This window comes from Methylacidimicrobium sp. AP8 (assembly GCF_903064525.1).
Lineage (GTDB): Bacteria > Verrucomicrobiota > Verrucomicrobiia > Methylacidiphilales > Methylacidiphilaceae > Methylacidimicrobium.
Genome location: NZ_LR797830.1, coordinates 104,183 through 129,911, shown reverse-complemented (window position 1 = coordinate 129,911; position 25,729 = coordinate 104,183). Strand labels below are relative to the sequence as shown.

The following is a 25,729-nucleotide window of genomic DNA, read 5'->3' as shown; positions in this document are numbered from 1 at the left end:
CCCGTCCCCTTTTCTAGGAGAGTCCTCCGAACTCGCTGCGCTCCAGGGTCGCGTGGCTCTTCACGAAATCATTGATAGCCCGGAGCGGCGGGGTCGGCAGCGGGAAAAACCCTTCCCATCGGCGCACCAGCTTCTCCAAGCCGCAACTCAGAAGATTGAATCGCCAGCGCACCGACTCGACCACATAGGGGTCGAAGCTGCAGAATCCGATATAGCGTTCCTGGCAGGCGAGGGCCTCGCGGTTGCCGTTGCTGCTGCAACGGACGCGGCTCAGCTGCTTGCAGCAGACCAAGGCGGAGCGATCCTCTCCGGAAAAGAGATAGAGCCGGTATTTGGCGAGCCGGGGATGGACGGAGACGACAAAGTCGATCTTCGGGCAGCGTTTCGGCGGGGTGCCCGGTGCCCAGACGCGGATGCGACAGGGTTTCCGGGCAAGCTGCCCATACCTTTCCCTAAGAGGGAGAAACGCCTCTAGATCCGGAAAGAGGGCGATCAATTCCCCTCGTCCCGAATGAAACGCTACTTCCTCCACGGCATGTCCCATGGCGCGCACTTGGTTCCCTCCGAAAACGTGGAGCTGATCCTCGTTGGGGGATTCCACCAACGCATGGGGGATCCACTGCCCGTTAGGGCCTTCGCGCAAGCGGATGGCGTACCGCCCGGGGCAATACAAGGGGAGAGAGCAGCGTAATGCCTGCTCAAAGATGCGTACCGCCCCGCTTCCGTCGCCCATAAACCTCGGTTAACCTAAGTAGCGTGCCCATTTTCGGGAAGCAACTGGCTTTTTCCGCCGGCGGACCTCCGCGAAGAAATTTTGCAGCAGGGCGAGCGATGCGTCGGCCAAAATCCCCCCCGACACGACCAGCGGACGATTCGTTCCTTCCCAGAGCCGCCAGCGGCTCTCCACGGCTCCCCACCGGGGATCGGCCAAGCCGTAAACGATTCGGGCGATCCGCGTTTGCAGCACCGCCCCGGAGCACATAGGGCAAGGCTCCTTGGTCACGTAGAGAGTGCATCCCTCCAACCGCCAATCCCCCAGGAAAACCTCCGCCTCACGAATCGCCAGCATCTCCGCGTGCGCAAGCGCATCCCGCGATCGCTCCACCGAGTTTCGGCCACGACCGACCACTCCGCCGGCATGCACGATCACGGCGCCGATGGGCACTTCTCCGTCTTCCCCCGCCCGGCGCGCCTCCTCCAGAGCCGCTTCCATCCAGCGAACGTCGTCAGTCTCCGCTTCCATCTTTGCAGCGCCGCTTCCCAAGGGTATGCTATCCGCCGTTGCGACGCGAGCCGGCATCTTCCCCCCCGGTCGGACGTCGCCCGTCCGCGTGGACGACGCAAGGGGATGCCCTGAGTTCTGCTTGCAGCGGGAACAGGGCGGGGGCTGCCGGGCGGAGGGAGGAAACGGCAACCGGCACGGGAGAGATACTATGGAACCGGCTGCGCTCTATAACGAGATTCTATCGGGCAAACCCGCGTCGATCGCGGTCACCGATCGCACGCTGTGGAAGGCGACCGGAGAGGACCGCGTCCGCTACATCAACGGCCAAGTCACCAACGATGTCGCCAGCCTCACCAATGGTTCGGCGATCTACGCGGCCCTTCTCACCCCGAAAGGGAGGCTGGTCGCGGACCTTTGGATCGGCGCCACGGCGGATGCTCTCTGGATCGACGGCCCGACTCAAGAGAAGGAAGCCGTGGAAGCCCGTCTCCGCCGATTCCTCGCAGCCGACGACGTGGAGCTGGAGCGGCTCGATTGCTGGACGCTCATCCGCGCTTTTCCCGCCTCGCCCACATTTCCCCTCCCGCCGGGTGCGGTAGCCTTGCATAGCGTTCGCTTCGGCCTTCCCGGTTGGGATCTTTGGTGCCCCGATACGGGCGCTAGGCAGATCGGACTTCCGATCCCGCCGGCCCTTCTCGAATCATTTCGCCTGGAGGCCGGCCTGCCCCGGTGGGATGCCGAGCTTCATCCCGGAGATCTGCCGCAGGAGGTGGGGATGGATCCAATAGCGATCTGCTATTCCAAAGGGTGCTACGTCGGGCAGGAGATCGTCTCGCGCCTGCACCATGTCGGCCGGCCGAACCGAGCGCTCGTCCTCTTAGCCGCCTCACCGCCTTCCGCAGATCTTGCTCCGAACGCCCGGCTTTGGCTGGGCGAGGAGGAGGTCGGCGCCATCACGAGCGCGGCCCACTCCTTTGCTCGGAAGGGCACCATCGCGCTCGGCGTCGTGAAAAGGCGGGCGACGGCTCCCGGTACCCGGTTGCGGTGCGACGGGTACGACCTCGAAGTCATCGAGCCCTTGCGCCCGTGCCACGGGCGATAGCCGGACCGCCTTCCCCAGAAGGCCGCGTCTTCAGGCGCTCGTACTCGCCTGCTGCTCGCCTTTTTCCACCGGAATCGGCGTATAGATATATTTTCCCTCCGGACTCTTTACTAAATGCGGAACCTTCTTCCCCGTGGTGTAAAACCAGCTATACAGGTTATTCGCCTTTACCCCGAGCTTCTCCGAAAGCTCCTTTACGGAGAGGCCTTCGGACCCGGCGGCCGCCAGCGCATCGAGGACCGCTGCTTTCAGCTTTCCAGGACGCCTTCCCCTTCTGCCCGGAATCCTCCCTCGGGCATTCGTTGCTCTCGCTCGACCACCGCCGTCGGCCGGCAAATATTGAAGTCTCCTGTTGATCTCGGAGACTCTTTTCAAGAGGCTCTCCTTTTCCTGCACGAGCCTTGCGATCTCGTGAAGCTGTGCACTGGTAATCTGCGTTAGCTTCATGGCGGAAATCATATTCACACTGAAAAAAGGGTGCAACACTAATTTTCTTGGCTTCCCCGCTCATTGGTTTGCTGCTTCCATGAATAAAGCCTTGCTTTGAGAGCGGCTTGCTCGGCTTCGGAAATGCGGCCCTGCTTCTGGTAAGCAAGCGAGAGAGTGGTCCAGACCAAAGGGTCTTCGGGCCGCAGAACCGTCGCGCGTAGAGCCTCGTCCGTCGCCTCTTGATACGCGCCCATATTATACAGAGCCAAGGCTAGAGCGTGTTGCGCTTCGAAATACCCGCTGTCTTGCGCGACCGCCTCTCGATAAGCGGCGACCGCCCCCGTCAGGTCCCCGACGGCTAGCGCTTCATTTCCCTTTTCCATGCATTCCTCCGCCCGTGGGTTCGTCATGTCGCTTTCCCCATTATTTCGCCTTCATGCATCTCCATCGCCCACCGAGCCCGACGGCCTCATGGCACGTGGTCCGTCTTCACCCTATCCGCCACTCTCCGAGCACGATACGACGGACGTTCCCGCCGAACTAGGTTCCGTCCCCGCCGTCGGACGAGGCGCGAGTCTATTTTTCCTTCTGAACACAGTCGATCAGGCACGCAACAAGACCGTCGACCGAATGTCTTTCGGCTTCGGCGGCAACGGAAAGTCCAAAACGCTTCAAGGCCCGGGTCGTGACGGGGCCGATGCTCACGATCCGAGGCGATGGGGCCCCCGGCCGGGGATGGAGGGCGAGCCGGTGCCAATTCTCAACGGCGCTTGAGCTTGCAAACAAAACCCAGTCCGCTCCTCCTGCCAGAAACCGAGCCTTAGCGCCGGTGGGATCGCCGGTTTCCGGTTCCGTGTCGTAAAGCACCCACTCGCTCACATGAGCTCCCGATCGTCGCAACGCTTCCGGCAGCTCGGGGTTTCCCCGGGAGCTCCGCGCCAGGCAGAACCTGCCTCCGCGGATCTCCTGCGCGGAAAAGCAGCCCGCCAGCGCCGAGGTTGTATAGCTCTCGGGCATCCGATCGACCGAAAGATGAAACCGCCGGACCGCATCCGCCGTCGCGCTCCCGACCGCGGCGATCCGGAGCCCGCCCAGAGCGCGGACGTCCCCGGTCGTCTCCCAGACATGCCGCAGAAAGAGATCGGCGCCGTAAGGGCTGGTTAACAGAATCCACGTGAAGTCGGAGGCCAAGCGGCGCACCAGGTCCCGCTGCTCCTCGCCGAAAGGACGGGGAACCCTACGGATCGTCGGAATCTCGAGGACATCGGCTCCGAGCTCGCGTAACCGTTTTCCGAGCCGGCTCGACTCGCAGCGGGTGCGCGTTACGACGATCCGCTGTCCGTGAAGAGGGAGCCCTTCTCGCCAACTAAGCCGGCTGCGCAACTTGACGACCTCTCCGACGACGATGACGGAGGGCGGCTCGACGGAAAACTCGCCTCCGGCCGCCTGCTGCAGGGTGCCTTCCCGCACCTCCTGCTTCCCGAAGGTGCCCCACCGAATGGCGGCGACCGGACACTGCTCTCGCTCGCCCCCCTCCAGAAGCCGGCGGCTGATTTCCGCGAGCCTTTCCGCTCCCATCAAGATGACCTTGGTGCCTTCCAACCCTCCCAAGGCAACCCAGTCGACCGATATTTCCGGCTTCGACGGATCCTCATGACCGGTCACAATGGTCACCGCGGAAGCCACACCGCGATGCGTCAACGGGATCCCGGCATAAGCCGGCGCCGCCAAGGCGGACGTGATCCCCGGAACGACCTCGAAAGGGACTCCCGCTGCTTCCAGCGCCAGGCACTCCTCTCCGCCGCGCCCGAAGAGGAACGGATCTCCTCCCTTGAGCCGGACGACCCGCTCCCCTCTCCGGGCCTGGCGGATAAGCAACGACTCGATCTCCCTTTGGGAAAAGGCCTGCCGTCCGCTCGATTTTCCGACGAAAATCTTTTGCGCTCCGGGCTTCGCCCATTGCAAGAGCTCCGGCGCGCAAAGGGCGTCATAGAAGATCGAGTCGGCCTCCGCCAGGACCTCCCGCCCGCGGAGGGTGAGGAGCCCGGGATCTCCCGGTCCGGCACCGACCAGATAGACCTTGCCCGTCGGAGGAGCAGCACTCATGGAATCCTGCTCCCGGGGCCGCGCCGGCAGCCCGCCGCGCTCAGGATCTCCTCTGCAAGAGCCTTTCCGATCGCCTCCGCATCCTCCGCCCTTCCCACTGCTCTTCTCCGGTAGGTGCATCCGGTGGTTTCCATCCACATCACCCCGTCCAAGGCGAGCTCTCCTCCTTGTACGGCCGCTTTCGCTCCGACAGCCGAGCGGCAACCTCCCCCCAAGCTTCTCAGAAACGCCCGCTCGGCCGTCACTTCCCAGCCGGCCGCTTCGTCATGGAGAGGCAGAAGAAGATCGCGAATCTGAACGTCCTCGCTGCGGGTCTCGATCCCCAATGCACCCTGACCGGGAGCCGGCAACATAGCCTCAAAGGGAAAAAACGCAAAATGGAATCCGCCTCCGAAGAGGCCCAACCTTTTCAAGCCGGCGGCGGCAAGAACGGTGCCGCCCCAATTCCGGTTCGCCTCGAGCTTGCGCAACCGCGTATCCACGTTGCCCCGGATCTCGCAAAAGGAGAGGTCCGGCCGCAGCTTGCGGAGCTGCTGCACCCTTCTGGGGCTGCCTACGGCCACGGTCGATCCGGGAGGAAGGGCCTCCCAATGGGGAAAGCTCCGGCTCACCCAGACATCCCTGGCATCTTCGCGCGGGGGAATCGCGGCGATCCTCAGCCCCTCCGGAAGCTCGGTTGCAAGATCCTTCATGCTATGGACGGCGATGTCGATTTCCCGGCGCAGCAGGGCGCTTTCCAATTCCTTGGTGAACATCCCCTTGCCCGGCAACGCCGCTTCTGCGCGCGCCGACCAGCGATCTCCCGCCGTCTCCAGAAGGGAGATCGCAACGCGCCGTCCCGGCGACAAGGTTTCGAGCGCGCTCTTCACCCATTCCGCCTGAACTCTCGCCAAACCGCTGCGGCGGGACCCGATGATCAGCGGGCGCGTCATGCCGTACGAAACCTCCCCATCAGATCCGAATCTCTCAACACCCGCTGCCGCTGCGCCGCCCAATGCGCAAACTGTTCCACGTAGGGTTCGAGCAGCCGACGACAGCGGGCGATTTCGGCCGCCCGGTCCTCCAGGTTCTGGCGGGCGATCGTCTGCAAATCGTCGATATTGTAGAGATAAACGCCTTCCAAGGCATGGACCGACGGGTCGATATCCCTCGGCACCGCCAGATCGATGAGGAAGAGCGGATTGCCGTTTCTCTTCGCCAGCCCCGGGAGGAGCTTCTCGCGCGTCAGCACATAATGCGGAGCGGAAGTCGAGCTAATCACGATATCGACTACCGCAATCCGGTTCAGGACTTCCGACCAGGGAATCGCCTCCCCGCGGAGTTCCCGCATCAGCTCGCAGGCCCGGCCATGGGTCCGGTTCGCGACGAGCAGCAGGCTCACGCCTCGTCCTTCGAGGGCGCGCGCCGTCTTTTCGCTAGTCTCCCCGGCGCCGAGCACCATGACGGATCTCCCGGAGAGGTTGCCGAAGAGGCGCTCGGAAAGCTCCACGGCAACCGAGCTGACCGACACGTTTCCTCGGGTGATGAAGGTCTTCGATCGCACGGCCTTGGCCGCAGCGAAGGAAGTTTGAAAGAGGCGGTTGAGCCAAGCCCCCGTGAGCCCGAGCCGGTGAGCCGCCTCATAGGCCTCCTTCACTTGACCGAAAATCTCCGTCTCTCCGATCACCATCGAGCGGAGCCCGGAAACGAGCTCAAACAGATGGTCGACGCAGGCGCGGCCCTGCCGGAATTGCGAGTAGCTTTCCCAGTCGACCTGGCAGCCGTCGTAACGTTCCAGAAACCGGATCCACCCCGCTTGGCACCGACCTGCGTCTTGGGCGATTCCGAAATATTCGACGCGGTTGCAGGTGGAGAGAAGAACCCCTTCCTCAAGAGATAGTTCCTGCAGCAGGAGAGGGAGCGCTTTGGCCAACTCCTCGCGGCGGAAAGCCACACGCTCGCGGAGCTCCAGAGGACTTCTTTCGAAGTTCAGCCCGCCACCAACGAGAAATTGCATAGCGTCCCCATTCCGATTTTCCTCTCCAGGGCATACCGATCGGGACAACGCGCCGAGGGGATCGTCGCCCGGAACACGAAGAAGGCACCGCCGTTCACGAGAGTCCAATCAGATCCGAAATTGATGCGCGCGACTCCACCGATTGATGAGCCAAAATGTCATCATGACAAAGAGAAATCCCCATATCATCCCTTGTGCAACCCTCCGCTGGCTCCAGCGGAATAGCCTGCGCGCACAAACCAAGAGAAGATAGAGCAGCCAAACCCCCAATGACCAGAAGAGCTTCACCCAATCCCAGCTGCCTCGCGCAGAAAGCAGAGCCCCGGCCAATAGTCCAACCGTGAGCAGAGCGAATCCGAGGTTGAGCAATCTTCGTTGCACAAGGAGCAGATCCCCCAGGGCGGGGAAGGTGTAGAACCATCCCGCTACGCGCCGACTCTTGAGCGTTTGGTCCTCGAAAAGATAGAGAAGGCCCGCCACCGCCCCGATCCCGAGCGCCCCGTAGGCCAAGAGCAGGACGGTTCCGTGCACTTCTAACGCCCAGCCCAGCTGCGGCATCGGATTTGCGCGATCGATGGGGGCGATCAGCGCGGCAAAATCCAGCAGGGAAACAACCGGAGCCGTGCAAAACCCCAGGACGGAAAGACGGTACGCCGATCCGACGATCAAGTAGATCAGCAGCAGCGCCCAAGCCAGGAATGCGATGGTCTCCAGCAGGTTGGTGATCGGGCAATGGCCGATCTTTCTGCCCCGGAAGTAGAGAAAGAGGGTCTGGCTGGCCCACGATGCCATCAGGAAAAAGTCGGCGAGCCGCCCGGCCCCTTTCGCGCGCGATCCGAGCGCATAGGCACCACGCAGAGCGCCAAGGAAGCCGAAAAGTCCCGCCAACCCAAGCCAGAGCCTCTCTCCCATGCCCCGCTCGGCTCCCGTTACGAGCCTCGCGTTTCCAGAAAGCGCTCGGCTACATCCCGCACTTGCCTTCCGTCGGCCCGGCTGCCGGCTTGCTGGAGCACGGCCTTGATCACGGCGCCCAACTGCGCCTTGCTCCTCGCCCCCGTCTCCCGGATCGCGGAGCGCACCAATTCCTCCAACTGCTCCGGAGAAAGGGGTTCGGGAAGATATGCCCGCAAAACGGCGATTTCGCTTTCTTCCTGTCGAGCCAGGTCTTCTCTCCCCCCGCTCCGGTAGCGCGCGATCGAGTCCTCTCTCTTCCGAATTTCCTTGGTGATCACGGCGATCACGTCCGGATCGGAAGGCTCTCCGGCCCTCCCCTTCTCCAACCCCGCATACTGGATCGCCGACTTGAGCATCCGCAACGCAGAAGTCCGGGTCGTGTCCCGCTTTCGCATTGACTCCCGGAGCTCCTCGTTGATCCTTAGAAAAAGCGACATCTGCGACAGCATAGCATCCTCTCCCCCTCGGGGGCACCCGGAAAAACGAAGGCTCGATGAAAACGGTCTACCGTCTTCTCTTTCTCGAGCTTCTCAAAATCAGCCTGACCAGCACCGCCATCCTCACCTTCTTCCTCGTCCTGGCCAACGTGTTCCGGGATGTCGCCGACCTCATCATCAACCATGACGTGCCGCTCTGGGTGATCGGCAAGCTGGTCCTCTCCCTGGTCCCCTTTGTCCTGACTTTCACCCTGCCCTGGGGACTGCTCATGGCTGTCCTCTTTCTCTTCGGCCGGATGTCGCAGGACCATGAGCTGATCGCCTTGAAGGCGGCCGGGATCGGCATCGGTCCGCTTCTCGCACCGGTGATCTGGTTTGCCCTCGCGTACAGCCTCTTCAGCTTTTCGATCAACGCCTACCTAGGACCTAAGAGCCGCCATGCCTTTAAGGAGATCTTCTCGGACGTTCTCTTGCAGAATCCGCTCTCCTTCTTCGAGAGCGGAAAGTCGATCGAGCAGTTCGACGGCTTCCGCCTGTACGCGAGCAAGCGCGTCGGCACCCGGCTCGAGGATGTCTACATCTGGGAAGTCGATAGCGCGCTGCGCCCGCTGCGCTCGATCCGCGCCGATGAGGCGGAGATCGATGCCGACATGCCGCATCAACGGATCATCCTCACCCTGCGGAACAGCCGCCAGGAGGAGCGCAGCGTCGCCAACCCGGAGGACGTGAAGAGCATCGTCGCCGGATCCCGCGCCCTCCAAGTCCCCTACGAGATCTCCCTCGGCACCCTTTTCGACCGGCTCACCGTGCGAAAAAGCATCGGGCTCTCCACACTCGGCGAGATCGGCCAGCAGGTCTTGGGCCATCCCTCGCTGATGCCGGATCATAATCCGACACCGATCTTGACCGAGCTCCAGAAGCGCTTGGCGATTTCTCTCTCCTGCTTCACCTTCGCGATCGTCGGGGTGCCGCTGGCCATCCAGGTCCACCGCAGGGAGACCTCCGTAGGGGTCGCCTTAAGCCTTGGAATCGTGCTGGCCTATTACGCGATCGTCCTCCTGGCCGATGCCTTGAAGGCCAAGGCGCGCCTCTTCCCGGAGCTCATCATCTGGATGCCGAACATCGTCTTTCAAGCGATCGGCTTCTTGTTGCTCTGGCGGGTGAATCGGAGGTGAACTCCGCGGCAGGGCCGGCGCCCGCCCGTCCCCTCTTGCCTACGGAACAAACGGCATATCCGGCTGGAGCTGGGGAATTTCCGGAAAGTAGGGCTCCGGCGTAAAGGGAGGCTCCGAGGGCGATTTAGGTTCCCCCGGCTCCTGCTCCTCTCCATGCGAGGTTCCCGGCTGGTGTCCCGGGCGCAACTCCGGCTCCTGGCCGGGCTCGGGCTCCTCATCCGACTGGAGTTGCTGGGGAACCCCCGCCGGGAAACCGATAAGCTTTCCCGGAGCCGGCGATGCCGCACAGCCGAGCAGGCAACCGAGGAGAAGGCCGCGAAAGGCGCGCGTTTTCACAGGAGTTCCGCTTCCCACCGGGAATACACGCCGCAATCCAGCACGTGCCCAGGAGACGCGTCAAGGAATTTCCAAGATCTCGGGGGAACGGGTCAGGTTACGGACACCTTCCTTTTCGATGACGACAAGATCCTCCAAGCGAACGCCGCCGATCTCCGGGTAGTAGAGACCCGGCTCGACGGTCATCACCTGCCCCGCGCGAAATCGCCCCGCCGCGAAACGGGGAGGCTCGTGGATCTCCAGGCCCAGGCTGTGGCCGGTTCCGTGGAAAAAGCCGACCCATTTCCCTTGGCGCCGTTCCGTGGGATAGCCGGCTTCGGCGAAGCGGCGGAGCAGTCGCCGATGGAGCACCCGCCCGTCCGCGCCTGCCCGCATCGAGTCGAGCACCCACCGCTTGCCTTCGGCTACGGTCTGATAGAGGCGCCGGAGCGGCTCGGACGCCGCTCCCTTCACGAAGGTTCGGCTCAGATCCCCGTAATAGCCGCTCGCCCGGCTCCGCGGGAAGAGGTCGATCACGATCGCCTCCCCCGCGCGCAAAGGCCCGCTCCCCTCCTCATGAGGATCGCAGGCCTGCGCTCCTCCGGCCACGATCGAGTGCTCCGCGATCCCGCCCCGCCGCACGATCACCGCCTCGATTTCTCCGCGCAACCGTTCGGAAGTAAGCTCTTCCCCTTCCCACCGGAGAACGCCCTCGGCATCCGGGCGGCTCTCTTGGAGGATTTCCCGAGCCCGCTCCATGCCCGCTTCCGCCATCCGCAACGCCTCGGAGATCCACCCGATCTCCTGCTCGTTCTTGATCTGGCGCTCCGGGAAGAACGGCCCCCGCCGGACGCGGAGCCGCAAGCCGCGCTTTCCGGCTCGGTCCGCGATCCCGAGCGGAAAGGTTTCCGGCACGACAGCCGTGCCAAACCCGAGCCGGCGTGCCAACGCCAGAAGCAGCTCCACGGGATCGGATCGCTTCCGCTCCTCCCGCACGAGATCCTCGGCGGCGATCACCGTGTCCACCCGCGCCGTCCTCCGCGCGCGATCGATCTCCAGAGGACTGAACACCGCATAGGTTCGCCCCGCCTTTTCCGCCCAAAAGAATGGATCCGGGACCGCCATACGGACGGCGTAACGGAGGTCCGCATCCCGCTCGCTCGAGCCGTAGAGCAACCGTGCCATCCCCGACGCTACCCGCTCTTCTTCGGCGCCGGATAGCCCTCCGACGAGCCGGAGGCGCTTTCCTGCTTGGCCGCCAGCGGCCGCATCGAGTAATCCTGCCAGCCGCCTCCGAGCGCCCGGATGAGGGAGACGAGCGCCATATACCGCTCCCCCAGGATCTGCACATCGAGAAGCTGAGCGCTCAGCCAGACGCGCATGGTCGTATCCACCTCGATGTAGTTCACCATCCCTTCCTTGAAGCGGACCAGGGAAACGTCGTACTGCTGCTTGGCGAAAGCGACAGTCCGGTTCTGCGCCTCCTGCTGATCGAGAAGGATCTTAATCGCCGCCAGGGCGTTTTCCGCTTCCTGGAAGGCGGTCAAAACCTGCTGCCGGTAGTTGGCCACCGCCGCTTGGTAGGAGGCCCGCGCAAACTCCACTCCGGCGACCAGGCGGCCCCCCTCGAAGAGAGGAATGTTGATAAAGGGCCCGATCGACCAGAAACGGCTTCCTCCCTGGAACAAAAGCGAGGCGGCATCGCTGATGAGACCGCCCACCGCAAAGAGGTTCACCGACGGGAAAAAGGCGCCGAGAGCCATCCCGATCGTGGCGTTCGCGCGGGCCATCTGCCGTTCCGCCTGCGCAACGTCCGGCCGCCGCTGGAGAAGATCGGAGGGAAGGTAGGTCGGAAGAACCGGGGGGGCGCCCCGCAGGGGATTGGGGGCAATCCGCACGCTGGAGGCCGGCTTGCCGATGAGGGTGGCGATGGCATTTTCCGCCTGGGCTCGGGTGTTCTGCAGACCGATGTATTGGGACTGGGCCGTCGCCAAGTCGGTCTTGGCCCGCGCCAGGTCGAGCTCGTTGGCGACGCCGCCGTCGTAGCGGCTTTGAACCAGGTAAAGGTTATCCCGGAAGACATCGACCATGTACTTGTAGACGGCGAGCTGCGCATCGATGTAGCGCAGAAAGAAATATTGGATCGCGAGCTCCGCGTGAAGGGAGAGGATAACCGTCTCGTAGGCAGCCTGGGTCGCTTGGGCGTTCGCCTTGGCCGCCTCGAGCCCCCGTCGCAACTCGCCCCAAATATCCGCCTCGTAGACGGCGTAGCCCGGAATCGCGTACTCCTGCCAGGAGAGGGGCAACCCGACGGGGAACTGCGCGGTCCCGATCTGCTGGCCGTTGGTGCCGATCACCGGCGTCTGCACCTGGTGCTGCTTAAAGAAAAAGGGCTGGTTCTGCGAAAAGCTGATATTGGAATAAAAAGGAGCCACGCCCACATTGGGAAAGAAATTGGCGAGTGCCTGCCCCACCTGCGCTCGGGAAGCCGTCGCCTGGGCGAATGCCAGCTTGATCTGCTGGTTGCCGACGGAAAGCTGGCTTTCCAGCTGGTCGAGCACCGGATCGCCGAAAACCTTCCACCAATCCCCCTTGGCGATGGCATCCTGGGGCAAGGCCTTCCTCCACCGGATGTTGTGGGAGACGCCCTCGGCCTGCGGCTGGCTCGGCTGGCCGTTCTGACCCGTATGGACCTTTTCGCTGCCGGAACCCTCTCCCCATTTAAAGCTTGTCGGGGTTTCGACGGCCGGCCGCTGATAGTCGGGGCCGATCATGCAGCCCTCGAAGAGGACGAGAAGGCTTCCGAGCAGAAAAGCCCGGAGAGGGAAGCCGGAACGCCGCCCCTCCCGCTGCTTTCCTCGGCTTCGAAGTAAATGGTTACTCACAAGTTGCGCGCCGACCGACGTCCGAAGCTCCGCATATACGTTCCCGCATGTAGCCGGGTCAAGCGGAAGCTTCCTCCGGCGGGGCTTCTTGGCGGTCACGGGAGAGAGCGCTATCTTTACCGGGCGGCAGCGGCCGAGGGGACCGGACCGTTTTCCCTCGCTGCCGCCGCCCATCTTCCCGAACTCGCCATGGAGCCCGCCGCGCTCGTGCCCGAAGAAAAAGAAAGCGGATGAGTCTTCCCTCTTCTCCTGCTTCTCCTTCCATCGCCCTGCGCGGGGTGCGAGTCCATAACCTCCGGTCGATCGACATAGAGATCCCCCGCGGCAAGCTCACGGTGATCACCGGGCCCAGCGGATCGGGCAAATCTTCCCTGGCCTTCGACACGCTCTATGCCGAAGGCCAGCGGCGCTACGTGGAAACGCTCTCGCCCTACCTCCGCCAGTTCCTCGAACGGATGGAAAAGCCGGAATGCGAGGCGATCGAGGGGATCCTTCCGGCCGTCGCCGTCGGGCAGAGCGGCGCCGCCGCCACCTCGCGCAGCACGCTCGGAACGATGAGCGGCATCCTCGACTACCTCAAGTCCGTCTACGCCCGGGCGGGAAGGCTCGTCTGCCCGACCTGCCATATCCCGGTACAAGCCGACTCCTCCGCTACGATCGCCGCGGAGCTGCTAAAGGACTTTCCGGGCGAAACGGTCGGAATCGGTTTCCCGATCGAATTCCCCGAGGGGACAGGCCGGCGGGAGGCGTTCTCCTTCCTCCGTTCCCAAGGTCTTCTCCGCGTCTGGGACGGGGAGTCGCTCGTCCGGACCGACGAGGAGCCCGACGAGGGCGCCTTCGACGGCCGGCTCCTAGTCGCTTTGCAGCTGACGCGGGTCGAGGAAGCGGAGAAGAGCCGTCTGGCGCAGGGAATCGAAGAAGCGATGCGCCTCGGAAAAGGGCGGGTGGCGGTGCGGGCGCCGCACGGCCGCAGCCGGCTCTACACCGACCGCCGGATCTGTTCCGGCTGCGGGAAGGAATTCCCCCCGGCCACGCCCGCCCTCTTCTCCTTCAACAACCCGCAAGGGGCCTGTCCCCGCTGCCACGGCTTCGGACGGACCGTGGAGATCGATTGGAAACGGGCGATCCCCGAGCCCGGCCGATCCCTGCGCAAGGGCGCGATCCAACCGTTCCGCTCGGCATCCCTCTCCTGGTGGCAGAAGCGGCTCGAGGCGATCTGCCTGCGCCGGGGAATCCCGATCGACACGCCGTTTTGCCGGCTTTCGCCCGCGGAGCGGAACTTCATTCTGGAGGGCGAGGATTCCGGGCTTCCTCCGGAGGAAGCGGTGGAGGCCGGATCCTGGTGCGGGCTCCGCGGTTTTTTTTCCATCCTGGAGAGGAAAGCCTACAAGACGCATGTCCGGGTCTTCCTCTCCCGCTACCGCGACTACCGGCCGTGTCCGGAATGCGGGGGCACCCGTTTCAGGACGCTCGCCCGGGCCTACCGGCTCCCTCTGCCCGGCGGCGATCTGTCGATCGCCGAGTTCTGCGCTCTCCCCGCGCAGGAGGCCGGACGGCGGCTCGCTTCGCTTTCCCTGCCGCCGGCCGACCTCGCCACCCGTCGCGCCTGGGAAGAAACTCTGGTCCGCCTGCACTACCTCGAAGAGATCGGGCTAGGCTATCTCTCGCTCGACCGCCCGACGCGCTCGCTTTCGGGCGGAGAGGTACGCAGAGCGAACTTGACGATCTGCCTGGGCAACCAGTTGTCCAACACCCTCTTCGTTCTCGACGAGCCGACGATCGGACTCCATCCGCGGGACGTAGACCGGCTGCTGGGGGTCCTGCGCCGCCTGCGGGATCAGGGCAACACCGTCATCGTCGTCGAACACGAGGAAAGGGTGATCCGCGGTGCGGATCATCTCGTTGAGCTCGGCCCGGGCAGGGGAGCGGACGGAGGCACGGTGGTCTTCTCCGGGACTCCCGGAGAGATGCTGGCCTGTCCCCGGTCCTTGACCGGCGCCTACCTTTCCGGGAGAAAGACGGTCCCCATCCCTGCGGCCCGCCGGCCGATCGCCTCCGCACCCCGCCTCCGCTTATCCGGGGTTCGCGTCCATAACCTTCGCGATCTGACCGTCGATCTTCCGCTCGGCCGCTTCGTTGCGGTCACCGGCGTGAGCGGCTCCGGAAAGAGCAGCTTGGTCCACGACGCCCTCGCCTCCACCCTCCGCGCCGCCCTCTCCGACCCGGACAAGCCAAAGCTTTTCCGCGGGGAAGCGGCCGTTATCGCCGGATGGGAGGGGATTGCGGCCCTCTACGAAGTCGATCAATCCCCTTTGAGCCGGACGCCCCGTTCCAACCTGGCCGTCTATGCCAAGGCCTGGGAACCCATCCGGAAGCTTTTCGCACGGACCGAAGACGCGCTCTCCCGCGGACTGACCGCTCTCTCCTTTTCCTTGAACGCCGGAGACGGCCGCTGCCCGCATTGCGAGGGGGCGGGGGTCGAGCGGGTCGAGATGCAATTCCTGGCCGATGTCTTCCTTCCCTGTCCGATTTGCCAAGGGAAGCGCTTCCAGCCGCATGTCCTCGCCGTCCGGCTGAACGGCAAGACCCTCGAGGAGCTGCTCGCGATGAGCGTAACCGAGGCGATCGACTTCCTCGAGCCCAAGGAAGCAATCCCCGCCGTCGAAGCCCGGCTTCGCCGCCAAGCGACTCGCCGGCTCGAGGGGCTGGCCGAGATCGGCCTCGGCTACCTCCGTCTCGGCCATCCCTTGAGCCAGCTCTCGGGAGGGGAGAGCCAACGCCTTAAAGTCTGGAATCATCTGGCCGGAGGGATCGACAGTCCGGAACGGGAAGCTTCTGCCGGAAGCGAAAAGAAGGGGTCGGCGCTCTTTGTTCTCGACGAGCCGACCACGGGCCTCCATTCCGACGACATCGCCGCGCTGCTGCGCCTCTTTCAACGGATCGTCGACCAGGGAAACACCCTGGTCGTGGTCGAGCACAATCTCGAGGTGATCCGCTGCGCCGACTGGGTGATCGAGCTCGGTCCGGAAGGCGGTGCGGACGGAGGCAGGATCATCGCGGAGGGAGATCCGGAGACCATCGCGTCTAATCCGGCGAGCCGGACTGGTCGCTTCCTCCGTCCTCGGCTCCGAGTCGAAGCCGGGGAGGCCGAGCCGCTCGATGAGCTTCCGCCGCGGACGCCTCCCGGCCCGGCTCCCGTTCCGGGTCACCTCTCGATCCGAAACGCGCACCACCACAATCTGCAGGGACTCTCCCTGGATATCGCCCTCGGCAGCTTCACGGTCCTGACCGGGGTCAGCGGCTCCGGAAAGTCGACCCTCGCCTTCGACATCCTTTTTACGGAAGGCCAGCGACGCTATCTCGACTGCCTTTCCGGCTACGCGCGCCAGTTCGTCGAGCGGATGGAGAAGCCCGCCGTGGAATCGGTGACGGGGCTTCCCCCGACGGTCGCCATCGAGCAGCGGCTCACCCGCCCGGGAGCGAAGAGCACGGTGGCCACGGTAGCCGAGATTTTTCCTTTCCTCCGCCTCCTCTACGCCCGATTGGGAATTCCCGCCGACCCGGAGACCGGAGAACCGGCCGAGCGGCAGTCGGCGGAAGCGCTCCTCGCCGAAGTGCGCAGGCGCCTGCGCGTTCCCCACCGGATCCTCGCTCCCGTCGTGCGCGGCCGGAAGGGAAACTACGCCGCGCTGGGCCGCTGGGCGGCACGCAAGAAGGTTCCCGGCCTCCGCATCGACGGACGCTGGGTCGATCCCGAGCGATTCACCGGAACCTATCGCTACCGCACGCACTCGATCGACGTATGGCTCGGAACCCTCCTGCCTGAGTCCTCCGACGCGGAGATCGAGCGGATGGTCGCAGAGGCGCTCTCGCTCGGACGGGAGAGCATCATCCTGGTCGATCCGCAAGGAAAGGATTCGCTGCTGAGCACCCGGTATTACTGTCCGGGCAGCGGGCGTTCTTTCGAGGAGCTCGATCCCCGCCTCTTCTCCTTCCACTCCCCCCTCGGCTGGTGTCCGCGCTGCCAGGGTCACGGAACCCTCTCCGAAGGGATCGACAGCGATCCGGAAGAGTCCATCCCCTGCCCGGAATGCGGCGGCAGCCGCCTCAATCCCATCGCCGCCTCCGTGCGTCTTCCCTTGGAAGGGGGAAAGGTCGGAGCCGGGCCGACGCTGCCGGAAATCTGCCGGCTTTCGGTCGAGGAAGCCCTCGCCTACTTCTCCCGGCTTCCCCTCTCCGGCCGGGAAGGGCCGGTGCTCGCCAAGATCCTGCCCGAGGTCCTGAGCCGTCTCCGCTTCCTCGAGGAGGCGGGTCTCGCCTACCTTTCGCTCGACCGCCCGGCTCTGACCCTTTCCGCAGGCGAGAGGCAGCGCATCCACCTCGCCGCTCAGCTCGGCAGCAACCTCCAAGGAGTCCTCTACATCCTCGACGAACCCACGATCGGACTTCATGCCCGAGAGAACGCCCGCCTTCTCCAGACGCTGGGCAAGCTCCAGGCCAAGGGGAACACCCTGGTGGTCGTCGAGCACGACGAGGAGACGATCCGGCGGGCCGATCGCGTCATCGATCTGGGGCCGGGCGCCGGGCGCTCCGGCGGCCGCATCGTGGCCGACGGCTCCTGGGCGAGCTTGGCCCGCGATCCGAACTCGCTGACCGGCAGGCTTTTGGGCAGTCCGCTGCGCCATCCGCTCTCCGGACGGCGCCGGCCCTGCCCTCGTTCCGGGCCGTGGCTGCGCATCGAGGGGATCGAGGTGCACAACCTGCACGATCTCTCCGTTGCGCTCCCTCTAGGCCGGCTGGTGGTCCTCTGCGGAGTGAGCGGGTCCGGAAAGAGCACTCTCCTCCATCGCGTCCTCTTTCCGGCGGTCCGCAACGCGGCCGCGAAGAAGCGTCCCGAGGGAACGCGGCCGTTCCGGGCCTGCTGGCGCTCGGTTTCCGGAGCCGATGCGCTTTCCTCCGCCATCCTCGTCGACCAATCCCCGATCGGCAAAACGAGCCGGTCGACCCCCGCTACCTATTTAGGCGTCTTCGACCCGATCCGCGCGCTCTTCGCCTCGCTTCCGACCGCGCGCCAGCGAGGCTACGGTCCCGGTCGATTCTCCTTCAACACCCCGTCCGGGAGATGCCCCGCGTGCCAAGGAAACGGCACGCTGGCCGTGGAGCTCCCGCTGCTCCCTCTTTTCCGAATCCCTTGCGAGACCTGCTCCGGCAAGCGATACAATCCCCAGACTCTCGAGGTCGAGTACCGGGAAAAGACGATCGCCCAGATTCTGGAATTGACGGTGGAAGAAGCCGCTGCCTTCTTCGCCGGCGTGCCCAGGATCCACCAAGCGCTTGCGCTGGTCACGGAAGCCGGCCTCGGCTATCTGACCCTCGGCCAACCGAGCCCTACCCTCTCGGGAGGCGAAGCGCAGCGGCTCAAGCTTGCCGCCGAGCTCGCGGCGTCCCTCGTCCATCCTCTTCCGCGCTCGCGGGCGCATCCTCTCCCGAAGCGCTACCTCTATCTTCTAGAAGAGCCGACCATCGGCCTCCATCTCGCCGACGTGGAACGGCTCCTCCGGCTCTGCCAGCGGCTGGTCGACCTCGGCCACACCGTGGTCATCGTCGAGCACCATCTCGAGGTGATCGCCGAGGCCGACCACGTCATCGAGCTCGGTCCGGGAGCCGCCGAAGCCGGAGGGAAGATCGTCGCCGAAGGCACGCCGGAAAAAATCGCCCGTATCGAGACCTCCCCGACCGCGCCCTTCCTTCGGCCTGTCCTGGCCCGCGCCGCTGCGCCGTAATCTCCGGCCGTGCCGAATTCTCGCAGACAGGAGGGAGCGTCCGATTTTCGCATTTCCCCGACGAACTCTTTGGGGCAACCTTGCGGCATGAAAGAACTCCCGAGCGTCGCGGACCGTTTGGCCAGCCGCCTTCGGAGCGAGGGCATCGAATACCTATTCGGGGTGCCGGGCGATTACTCGCTGCCCCTCTTCCCCATGTTCCGGGCGCGCGGCATCGAGACCATCAACACCTGTGATGAGCAGGGCGCGGGCTTTGCGGCCGACGCCTATGCGCGCATCCGGGGCATCGGGGCGGCCTGCGTCACCTACTGCGTCGGCGGCCTGAAAATCGCGAACGCGGTGGCGGAGGCCTATGCCGAGAAATCGGCGGTGATCGTCATCAGCGGAGCTCCCGGGATGGCCGAGCGCAGGAAAGACCCGCTGCTCCATCACAAGGTGCGCAATTTCGATACGCAGCGGAAGATCTTCGAGGAGATCACGGTCGGCACCGCCGTCCTGGATAATCCCGATACCGCCTCGTCGGAGATCGACCGGCTGCTCGGCCTCGCCCGCCGCTACCACCGGCCCGTCTACATCGAGGTGCCTCGGGATCTCATGGATGCACCCGCCCCTCCATCCTCCGCTCTCCGGGAACCCGAGGAGAGCGACCCGCAAGCCCTTGCGGAAGCCTTGGAGGAAGCCCGGCAGATGCTGCTGGCCGCCCGCTGCCCCTTGATCCTAGCCGACGTGGAGATTCACCGCTTCGGCCTCCAAAAGGAGCTCGTCGCCCTCACGGAACAGACGAACATTCCGGTCGCGGCCACGCTGCTCGGCAAATCGGTCATCGCGGAGACCCATCCTCACTATATCGGAGTCTATGAGGGCGCGACCGGACGGGCCGAGGTGCGCGACTATGTAGACGCGAGCGACTGCCTCCTCCTCTTGGGAGTCTTCCTGACCGACATCACGGTGGGAGGAAGCTCGGCTTCCCTGGATATGGGCCGCTGCATCTATGCGACCAGCGAGAAGCTCTCGATCCGCCACCACTCCTTCGAGGGCGTGCGGCTGCAAGATTTCGTTCGGGGCCTCCTCAAGCTGGGTATCCGCAAGGAAGCCGTGCCGGGCATCGCGGTGCGCCCCGCCGACCGGGAAACAAAAACGCCGCCGCGGCCGCAGGACCGGGTCACGGTCGCCTCGCTCTTCGCCGAGATCAACCGGATCCTAAGCCCGAATATCGTGGTGATCGCCGATGTCGGCGAAGCCCTCTTCGGCGCCTCGGAGCTGGTCATTCGGGAATCGACCGAGTTCCTGAGCCCCGCGTATTACGCCTCGCTCGGATTCGCGGTTCCGGCCTCGCTGGGAGCCGCGCTCGCCAATCCCCGGCTGCGTCCCTTAGTCCTGGTGGGAGACGGTGCCTTCCAGATGACGGGGGTGGAGCTCTCGACCGCGGTCCGGTTCGGCTTGAGTCCGATCGTAGTCCTGCTCAACAACCGCGGCTACTCGACCGAGCGGCATATTCTCGACGGACCGTTCAACGACCTGCTGGATTGGAACTACTGCCGGCTTCCCGAGCTCCTGGGAGCCGGCCGTGCCTGCCAAGCCCGAACCAACCAGGAGCTCGCAGAAGCTCTTCATGCCGCGCTGGGCCAGAAAGAATCCTATTGGCTGATCGAGGTTCGCTTGAGCCCCCACGACCGCTCGCCCGCCCTCGAGCGACTGGCCCAGCGCCTCGCACCGGAAAAGCGCCCGGGTCCCGTTCGTTAGGTTTGCAGGTTGCTATGCCGAGGCGATCTTTCCTACGCCGTGACGTTCTCCGCAGCCTAAGCGGGCGAAAGGCGCCCCCGCGGATGGGACGATGAGGATCTTGATTGCCGAAGACGATCGAAAGATCTGGAAGCACCTGAAGGCGGCTCTCCAGGCCGAGGGGTATACGGCCGAGGTGGCCGAGGACGGGGAAGAGGCGCTCTGGCTGGCCCAGAACTATCCTTTCGATCTCCTCATCCTCGACCTCATGCTCCCCGAGCGGGACGGCATCTCGGTGGTTCGCCAGCTCCGGCGTTCCGGATCGCGGCTGCCGGTGCTCTTCCTCACGGGCCGCGCCGACGTCGAGGACCGGGTACGCGGACTGGACGCGGGTGCCGACGATTACCTGGGGAAACCGTTCTCGACCCGGGAGCTGCTCGCGCGCGTGCGCGCCCTTCTCCGGCGGCAGAGCCCGACCTTGACCAGCCGGCTGCGGTTCGAGGACATCGAGATGGATCTGGTAGCGCGATCGGTTACCCGCGGCGATCAGCCGATCGACCTGACCAATCGGGAGTTCGAGCTCCTGCGGCTCCTGATCGAGCACGCCCCCAACCCCGTGAGCAAGGCGCTCATCCTCGAAAAGATCTGGGATCGCTGCTTCGATTCGGAAACCGCGCTGGTCAACGTCCACGTCAACCACTTGCGCCAGAAGCTCCACCTGCCCGGAAAGCCCCCGCTGCTCCAGACGATCCGTGGCGTCGGCTTTGCGCTGCGCGCCTCCCCGCCGTCCCCCGCGCCATGAACCGCCGGTGGCTCACGCTGACGGCCGTATTCGGCTTGGGATTCCTCGGAGTGTCCACCATCTTTCACTGGGTGGCCTCGGCACGCGAGGCGCGTTTCCTGAAATCGGCGGAGCACCGCCGCGAGATGGTCCGGTGGGAAGCCGCCTATGCGCTGGCCATGCTCACCACCTTCTCAGGGATCGGGTTCCTGGTAGCGGCCGCGGCCAAGCAGCCGCTCCGGGCGCTCCGCCGCCAACTTTCCCTGCTCGACCCGCAAAACCCCTGGCAGCGAGTCCACGTCGATGAGCGGGATCCGGAGATCGAAGCCTTGGTGCAGGAGATCAACCGGCTGCTCGACCGCGTCCAGGAAACTCTCTCCGAGGCCGACCGTGCTTCGGCACGGGTCGCCCACGAGCTCAAGCTTCCGCTCACGATGGCCCGCCTCCGGATGGAGCAGGCGGTCGAACGGGTCGATCCCGCGATCTCCGAGCAGATCCAAGCGGAGCTCGACCGCCTCAGCCATTACCTCGATCGCGCGCTCCTCCTGGCACGAGCCGAAAAGGGGGGCTTGGTCCTCCGCTGGGAGCGGCTTCGCGTCGACGAGCTCCTGGAAGAGCTCTTGGAAGGCTTCCGCCTGTTGGCCGAAGCCGAAGGGCGGACGATCGAAGCCCGCATGATCCCTGCCGAAGCCGACGCGGATCGCACCTATCTCAAGCAGATCCTCTACAATCTCATCTCCAATGCGCTCCGCCATGGCCGGGGCCCGATTTACCTCCGCCTCCGCCGCAACGCCTCCGGCATCACCCTCGCCGTCGGCAACCGGATCAAGCGCAGCGGCGTGGGCCGATCGGGGCTCGGTATGGGCAAGCGGATCGTGGCCGCGCTCGTCCAGAGCCACGGGAACATGCGCGCCGCCTACCGGCTCTGCCGCGAGTGGCATTGCGCGCGGCTCCGGATCTTCCCCAAAATGGCTAGCGGGTGAACCGGCGGCGGCCTTGGCTTCCCCTCCGATTTCGCAACTTGAAGAAAACTTAAACTCCGGACGCCCCCTTTTTTAAAGAGGGATGGCCTAAGCTGACGGCGGGTTGAAAAATCGCCCAGGGTGACTCTCGCGGGCTCCGCCGGCCGGTCGTCGGCGGCTCCCGGGGAGCCGCCGCCGGGCGGAAAACGGAAAGGAGCCCGCCATGATCCTTCTCCAAGAAGAGCAGAAGAGCCAAGGCGTCCGGCTGGCGAAGCTTTCGAGTTTGCTGGGCGGCGGAGCGACCCCGAAAACGACCCAGCCAGCCAAGACCTCCCCTCGCAAAACCACGGCATGCCTTCCGTACGAGGAAGATCCCGTCGAACGGAGCGAGCGGACCGCAGGCTGGATTCTCTCCCTGGTTTTCCATGCGGCGCTGCTCCTGGGAGCGGGAATCAGCCTGACCCCCAAGATCAAGCCGGCGGCGGCCCCCACGTTCCCGCCGGCGACGGTGGATCTGGTGGCCGCTCCGGAGCCGATGAAGCAGCCTCCGGCTCCCGTCGAACCGCAGCCGAGCAAGCCCGGCGACATGGCGCAGGCCATTGTCCGCAAGCCGCAGCCCAAGAAGGCCGCCGCCCCGCCGAAACCGGCGCCCGCGGTTGCCGCCGCGCCCCGGCCGACCCGGGTCGCGCAGCCGGACTACTTGCGGAATCCCCCGCCGGTCTATCCCGAGACGGCTCGACAGAAGAAGGAGCAGGGGATCGTCTACGTCTGGGTGAAGATCTCGCCCGCCGGTAGCGTCGAAATGGCGCGGGTCGTTCGCAGCTCGGGCTTTGCCGACCTGGATCAGTCGGCCTTGACCGCCGTCGAGCATTGGCGCTTTCACCCCGCCCTGGCGGGCGTAAAGCCGGTCGAGTCGCAGGCGGTCGTGCCGGTGCGCTTTTACCTTCAGTAGCCGAGCCTCCGTGCCGGAAGGGCTTCCTCCGCCCTTAGAATGGTTGACAAGGAAGCCCTTTCCGGAACAGAGAGGCTCAAGCCGTCCGACGCGCGCCTTACCCTAACTACGCCCATGCGCCGCTCCCGCCTCGAGCAAACTGCGGCCTCCGCCCTTACCGGGCTCCTCCTCTTCGCCGGGCTCCGGACTCCGGCCCTAGGCGCCGACCCTGCCGCCGGCCCCGCTCCCGCCGCGGAGGCAGCACCTTCCGGGGCCGCCGACCAACCGGCGGAGAGCACCCCGGCACCCCGGCCGAAAGCGCTCCGGAGGCCCCGGAAGCAAACCCGCGGTGCCTTCCGGCGAGGCGCCGCCACCTCCGAATCCCGGGGCCGCCGCTCCGACCGCACCCCCTCGGAAGCCGCCCCGCCCATCACGGCTCCGCCGGGCCCCTTACCGGGAGGGGAGCTGCCCGCCGGGCTCGGCCCGGTCCTCGGCGAGGTCCCCGTCGCAGGCTCCGCTCCCTACGAGACGGTCGTTCCGGCCGAGGAACCGGTCGGGGTGCTCGGCCCCGAAATGAGCGTCATGGAGACTCCTCGGACCGTCCAAGTAGTGAACAAGGAGGAGATGCAGACCATCAACGCCCAGTCGGTCAACGATCTGGCCGCCTTCGTCCCCGGGGTCAATCCGACGCAGATGACCGGCAGCCCCGTTTCGGAACCCGTCATCCGCGGCCTTCCGGCAACAGCCTACCGGAACGGGATGCTCGTCGGCTTCAGCCAGTCGGCCCAGTGGGGACCGCTCATGAACATGAACGCCTACGACAACCTCGACGTGGTCACCGGGCCGGTCAGCATCGTCTTCGGCCCCCAGGAGATGGCGGGAGGATTCGCCAACGAGGTCACCAAGCAGCCCTATTTCGACCAGTTCCGGGGAAGCGCGAGCTACACGGGCGGAATGTACAGCACGAACTTCTGGAACATCGACATCGGAGGGCCCATCCTCAAGGACAAGCTCGCCTACCGCGTCGATTACTTCGGACAGGACGGCTACGCTCCTTACAACTACTATGACGGTGCCTACCTCCAGCGCCAGTGCGCCTACCTCGCCCTCTCCGCCAAGCCCTACGACAACCTCTCGATTGACTTCAACACCGAGTTCGACGTCAACCACCTTAACACGGTCGCCGGGCTCAACCGCCCCGACCAGGCCCTGATCAGCGACGGCCTTTATCAGACCGGCTCCCTAGTCGGCTGGTACGGCCCCCCGGGCGTCCTGCACCCGGGGCTGGGCACCGCCCCGCCCGGCGCCGGCTACGCGATGAACTGGGGACCGCAGGTGCCGATCAGCCGCCGGACGAACCTCTTCGCCAACTCCGAGAACTCGACCCAGCAGCTCTACTATGTCGCCCAGGCGATCGAAACGCTCAAGATCGACGACAACCTCTCGCTCGTGAACAACTCGATGTTCGAATATTTCAGCACCTTTATCGATCAGGCGATTCCGTCCACCTTCTGGGCCGTGCTGCCGGCGGGCTACGACTTCGACGATCGCCTCGAGCTACGCGCCTCTTTCGACACTCCGATCGGGAAGGGAAAGAAGCCCGCTCCCTCCTTAGACCAGACCGCGGAAGGAGCGTCCGGCGGCGGATGGAAGCTCCACCACATGATCGATGCGGGCCTCGAGTTTCGCTATTTCAGCGACACCGAGTATTCCGGCGTCTGGCACTCGCCGATCAACATCTGGAACCTGACCCAGCCGCTCACCGCGAGGGAATTTTCCCCGCTGGTCTCCTTCGCCCAGGCGATCGGCCCGATTTACCAGAACCCGTATCTTACCGATATTCCGGTCCCCGGCTACCCGGGCGCCTACTACAACGTCTTCAACTACTTGTCGACCGCCGACACCTTTTACGAGGTCTCGCCCTTCTACCAGCACAAGCTCGACTTCACCGACCAGTGGAGCCTCCTGCTCTCGGGCCGGATGAACGCCTACTTCATCGAAGCTTCCCCGCCGCCGGGGACTCCGGCCGAGATTTCGGCCGCGGCCCCCGCGCTCGGACTTCCGCCTTTGACGCCGACCTCGATGAGCATCGTCCAGCCCGAGGTCTCGATCAGCCCCAGCTATAAGCTCTTCCCGTGGATGACCAACTACTTCACCTTCTTCTACGGACAGACTACCCTATTGAGCCAGTTCGGGAGCTTCGGGCCCTCCTATCCCTCCGACTACTACCATCAAAACAACTTTCTCTACGAGCTGGGAACGAAGCTCGACCTCCTGCACGACCGGCTCTTCCTCGGCTTCTCCGCCTACATGCAGAGCGGCTACATCCCCGCACAGGTCATCCCCGGGGGGCCGATCGCCACGGCCCAAGCGGACATCCAAGGGATCCAGCTCACCGGCAGCTACCAGCCCAACCGGAACTTTTGGCTCAACTTCGGCTACGCTTACATCGCCGCGCAGGAGCAGTGGGCAGGCCTCCCGCAAGGACCCTTGGCGGAGCAGCCCTACTCGACCTCGGTCGCCCGCCAGTACGGCCTGCCCGTCGATCCGATGGTCAACCTCCCTCCGGCCAACTATCCGTTCATCGGCTTTCCGACCAACTACGGCAACCTGATGGCGACCTACAAGTTCGACAACGGCTTCGGCATCTCCCTCTGGGGGAACACGGAGAGCGGAAATTTTATCTTCTACACCTATTCCACCCGGATTCCCACCTGGTACACCCTCAACGCCCGCCTCTTCTACGCCACTAAGCGGTGGGAAGCGAGCCTCTACATCTACAACCTAACCAATGAGCAGTATTGGCTGCCGGGAGCGCCCGGGTTCAGCAATGCACGCTTCATGAATTACGACTACATCGTCGCGCAGCTCCCTTTCTGGATCCAGGGCACGGTCCAGATCAACTTCTGACGGCGACGCGCAGCGC

The 25,729-nt window shown here is 64.8% G+C and carries 20 protein-coding genes; 8 read left to right on the top strand and 12 right to left on the bottom strand.

Translation table 11 applies throughout. The annotated features are described in order from the left end of the window. Window positions 1-13: 13 nt before the first annotated feature. Together MTHMO_RS00555 and MTHMO_RS00550 are read right to left on the bottom strand one after the other, a co-directional pair. Window positions 14-733, bottom strand: a complete 720-nt coding sequence (locus MTHMO_RS00555) for a hypothetical protein (protein ID WP_202213059.1) — start codon at window positions 731-733, stop codon at window positions 14-16. A 9-nt stretch (window positions 734-742) separates the two neighbouring features. After that, a complete protein-coding gene (locus MTHMO_RS00550) occupies window positions 743-1,243 on the bottom strand; it encodes a nucleoside deaminase (RefSeq protein WP_202213058.1) in 501 nt (166 codons plus the stop codon). A gap of 190 nt (window positions 1,244-1,433) precedes the next feature. On the opposite strand from MTHMO_RS00550, the gene MTHMO_RS00545 reads away from it, so the two are divergent. Beyond that, entirely contained in the window at window positions 1,434-2,327 is an 894-nt protein-coding gene (locus MTHMO_RS00545; RefSeq protein ID WP_202213057.1) for a folate-binding protein YgfZ, read from the top strand. 30 nt (window positions 2,328-2,357) lie between these two features. Here MTHMO_RS00545 and MTHMO_RS00540 read toward each other — a convergent pair whose 3' ends face one another. The 7 genes from MTHMO_RS00540 to MTHMO_RS00510 all read right to left on the bottom strand — a co-directional run bounded on the left by MTHMO_RS00540 (window position 2,358) and on the right by MTHMO_RS00510 (window position 8,249). Beyond that, window positions 2,358-2,774 (bottom strand): hypothetical protein, encoded by a 417-nt coding sequence (locus tag MTHMO_RS00540; protein WP_202213056.1) that lies wholly within the window; start codon window positions 2,772-2,774, stop codon window positions 2,358-2,360. 38 nt (window positions 2,775-2,812) lie between these two features. Continuing rightward, a complete protein-coding gene (locus MTHMO_RS00535) occupies window positions 2,813-3,166 on the bottom strand; it encodes a tetratricopeptide repeat protein (RefSeq protein WP_202213055.1) in 354 nt (117 codons plus the stop codon). A gap of 166 nt (window positions 3,167-3,332) precedes the next feature. Further along, window positions 3,333-4,862, bottom strand: a complete 1,530-nt coding sequence (cobA, locus tag MTHMO_RS00530) for a uroporphyrinogen-III C-methyltransferase (RefSeq protein ID WP_202213054.1) — start codon at window positions 4,860-4,862, stop codon at window positions 3,333-3,335. Then, a complete protein-coding gene (gene hemC, locus MTHMO_RS00525; RefSeq protein ID WP_202213053.1) occupies window positions 4,859-5,794 on the bottom strand; it encodes a hydroxymethylbilane synthase in 936 nt (311 codons plus the stop codon). Before hemC ends, cobA begins: the two co-directional genes overlap by 4 nt. Next, window positions 5,791-6,858 (bottom strand): glutamyl-tRNA reductase, encoded by a 1,068-nt coding sequence (gene hemA, locus MTHMO_RS00520; protein WP_202213052.1) that lies wholly within the window; start codon window positions 6,856-6,858, stop codon window positions 5,791-5,793. Before hemA ends, hemC begins: the two co-directional genes overlap by 4 nt. 108 nt (window positions 6,859-6,966) lie before the next feature. Continuing rightward, window positions 6,967-7,770 carry a cytochrome c biogenesis protein CcsA gene (gene ccsA / locus MTHMO_RS00515; protein ID WP_202213051.1) on the bottom strand — a complete coding sequence of 268 codons (804 nt, stop codon included), beginning with the start codon at window positions 7,768-7,770 and terminating at the stop codon, window positions 6,967-6,969. 17 nt (window positions 7,771-7,787) lie between these two features. Next, window positions 7,788-8,249, bottom strand: coding sequence for a GatB/YqeY domain-containing protein (locus tag MTHMO_RS00510; protein ID WP_202213050.1), 462 nt, complete (start codon window positions 8,247-8,249; stop codon window positions 7,788-7,790). A 56-nt stretch (window positions 8,250-8,305) separates the two neighbouring features. Here MTHMO_RS00510 and MTHMO_RS00505 point away from each other — a divergent pair, with 56 nt between their 5' ends. After that, on the top strand, window positions 8,306-9,424 hold the full coding sequence (locus tag MTHMO_RS00505; protein WP_202213049.1) for an LptF/LptG family permease: 1,119 nt from the start codon (window positions 8,306-8,308) through the stop codon (window positions 9,422-9,424). 39 nt (window positions 9,425-9,463) lie between these two features. On the opposite strand, the gene MTHMO_RS00500 is transcribed toward MTHMO_RS00505, so the two are convergent. Genes MTHMO_RS00500 through MTHMO_RS00490 form a run of 3 tightly spaced genes read right to left on the bottom strand, consistent with a single transcriptional unit; the run spans window position 9,464 to window position 12,624 of the window. Next, on the bottom strand, window positions 9,464-9,760 hold the full coding sequence (locus tag MTHMO_RS00500) for a hypothetical protein (RefSeq protein WP_202213048.1): 297 nt from the start codon (window positions 9,758-9,760) through the stop codon (window positions 9,464-9,466). A gap of 60 nt (window positions 9,761-9,820) precedes the next feature. Then, a complete protein-coding gene (locus MTHMO_RS00495; RefSeq protein WP_202213047.1) occupies window positions 9,821-10,924 on the bottom strand; it encodes a Xaa-Pro peptidase family protein in 1,104 nt (367 codons plus the stop codon). An 8-nt stretch (window positions 10,925-10,932) separates the two neighbouring features. Further along, window positions 10,933-12,624: an efflux transporter outer membrane subunit gene (locus tag MTHMO_RS00490; protein ID WP_237394664.1), complete on the bottom strand. Its 1,692-nt coding sequence runs from the start codon at window positions 12,622-12,624 to the stop codon at window positions 10,933-10,935. Between the two features lie 230 nt (window positions 12,625-12,854). On the opposite strand from MTHMO_RS00490, the gene uvrA reads away from it, so the two are divergent. The 6 genes from uvrA (at window position 12,855) to MTHMO_RS00460 (ending at window position 25,713) form a co-directional block, all read left to right on the top strand. Continuing rightward, window positions 12,855-18,407, top strand: coding sequence for an excinuclease ABC subunit UvrA (uvrA, locus tag MTHMO_RS00485; RefSeq protein WP_202213045.1), 5,553 nt, complete (start codon window positions 12,855-12,857; stop codon window positions 18,405-18,407). Window positions 18,408-18,494: 87 nt separating this feature from the next. Continuing rightward, window positions 18,495-20,150, top strand: coding sequence for an alpha-keto acid decarboxylase family protein (locus MTHMO_RS00480; protein ID WP_202213044.1), 1,656 nt, complete (start codon window positions 18,495-18,497; stop codon window positions 20,148-20,150). Window positions 20,151-20,241: 91 nt separating this feature from the next. After that, a complete protein-coding gene (locus MTHMO_RS00475; RefSeq protein ID WP_202213043.1) occupies window positions 20,242-20,931 on the top strand; it encodes a response regulator transcription factor in 690 nt (229 codons plus the stop codon). Then, window positions 20,928-21,893, top strand: coding sequence for a HAMP domain-containing sensor histidine kinase (locus tag MTHMO_RS00470; protein WP_202213042.1), 966 nt, complete (start codon window positions 20,928-20,930; stop codon window positions 21,891-21,893). Before MTHMO_RS00475 ends, MTHMO_RS00470 begins: the two co-directional genes overlap by 4 nt. Before the next feature lie 202 nt (window positions 21,894-22,095). Continuing rightward, entirely contained in the window at window positions 22,096-22,824 is a 729-nt protein-coding gene (locus MTHMO_RS00465) for an energy transducer TonB (RefSeq protein ID WP_202213041.1), read from the top strand. Window positions 22,825-22,863: 39 nt separating this feature from the next. After that, window positions 22,864-25,713, top strand: a complete 2,850-nt coding sequence (locus tag MTHMO_RS00460; RefSeq protein ID WP_237394663.1) for a TonB-dependent siderophore receptor — start codon at window positions 22,864-22,866, stop codon at window positions 25,711-25,713. Window positions 25,714-25,729 lie beyond the last annotated feature (16 nt).